The sequence below is a fragment of the Variovorax sp. 01T439_2 genome (assembly GCF_056398445.1).
The window spans coordinates 1-1,179 of the sequence record NZ_JBFTPJ010001297.1; the positions used below are offsets into that span (position 1 = coordinate 1).

Annotated in this window: 2 protein-coding genes; both read right to left on the reverse strand. The window is 70.4% G+C overall.

The genetic code is table 11. The features are described from left to right. Positions 1–799, reverse strand: a 799-nt coding sequence (locus tag AC1DOC_RS34430; protein ID WP_478131676.1) for a TRAP transporter large permease subunit, incomplete at its 3' end; no start/stop codon positions are given. Beyond that, on the reverse strand, positions 796–1,179 hold a 384-nt coding region (locus AC1DOC_RS34435; RefSeq protein WP_478131677.1), incomplete at its 5' end, for a TRAP transporter small permease. The genes AC1DOC_RS34435 and AC1DOC_RS34430, both read right to left, overlap by 4 nt.

The window sequence follows — 1,179 nt, forward strand, 5'->3', positions numbered from 1 at the left end:
CCTTGATGGTCCGGTGCACGCACATGCCCACGAACAGGCCGTAGAACACCGCCACCACCGCGGCCTCGGTGGGCGTGAACCAGCCCGCGCGCATGCCGCCCAGGATGAGCACCGGCGCCGCCAGGCCCCAGATCGCTTCGCGCAGGCTCTTCCAGAACGGCGGGCGCGGCAGCGTCGCTTCGAGCGCGCCCATCTTGTGCTGGCGGGCCAGCAGCACGGCCGGGATCATCAGCGCCAGGCCGGCCATCACGCCCGGGATCATGCCGGCTGCAAAGAGCGCCGGCACCGAGGCGCCGGGCACCAGCACCGAGTAGACGATGAACGCGACCGAGGGCGGAATCAGGATGTCGGTGGCCGCTGCGGCGCCCACCACGCTGGCCGAGAAGGCGGCCGGGTAGCCCGCGCGCGACATGGCCGCGATCATCACCGCGCCCACGGCGGCGGCATTGGCCGGGCCCGAGCCCGAGATGCCGCCGAGGAACATCGCCACCGCAATCGCCACCAGCGGCAGCATGCCGGGCCCGCGCCCGACGATGGCCACCGCAAAGTTCACGAGCCGCAGCGCCACGCCCGAGCGGTCGAAGATGGAGCCCACCAGCACGAACATCGGGATGGCCAGCAGCGGGTACTTGCCGAGGCCGGCATAGAAGTTCTGCGGCACGGCCAGCAGGCCGAACCACTGGGCGTCGCTGTTGGCCAGCGCGATGCAGGCGGCGCCGGCCAGGCCCAGCGCGGCGCCRATGGGCACGCCCACCAGCATCATCGCGACGAAGGCGACGAAGAGCAGGGTGGGGATCACGATGCGTCGCCCTTGCCGCCGGAGCTCTTCGTGTCGCTGCGGTATGCCTTGCGGCCGCGGCGGATCATGAGGCCCACCGCGCGCAGCGCGATGGCAAACGACACGATCGGCAGCCAGACCGAATACCACCACGCCGGCAGGCCGATGCCCGGCGTGGTCTCGTCGAAGCGGTAGTCGTCCCACACCATGCGGATGCTGAGCGCGCCGATCAGCGTGAACAGGATGGCGATCATGAGCGCGCCGAACTGCGCGAGCCGCTTGCGCCGCGCCATGGAGCCGCTTTCGGAAAAATATTCGATGCGGATGTGGCGGTCGCGCGCCACCGCGGCCGAGCCAGCCACCAGCGCCAGCATGATCATCAGGAAGACCGAGAACTCTTC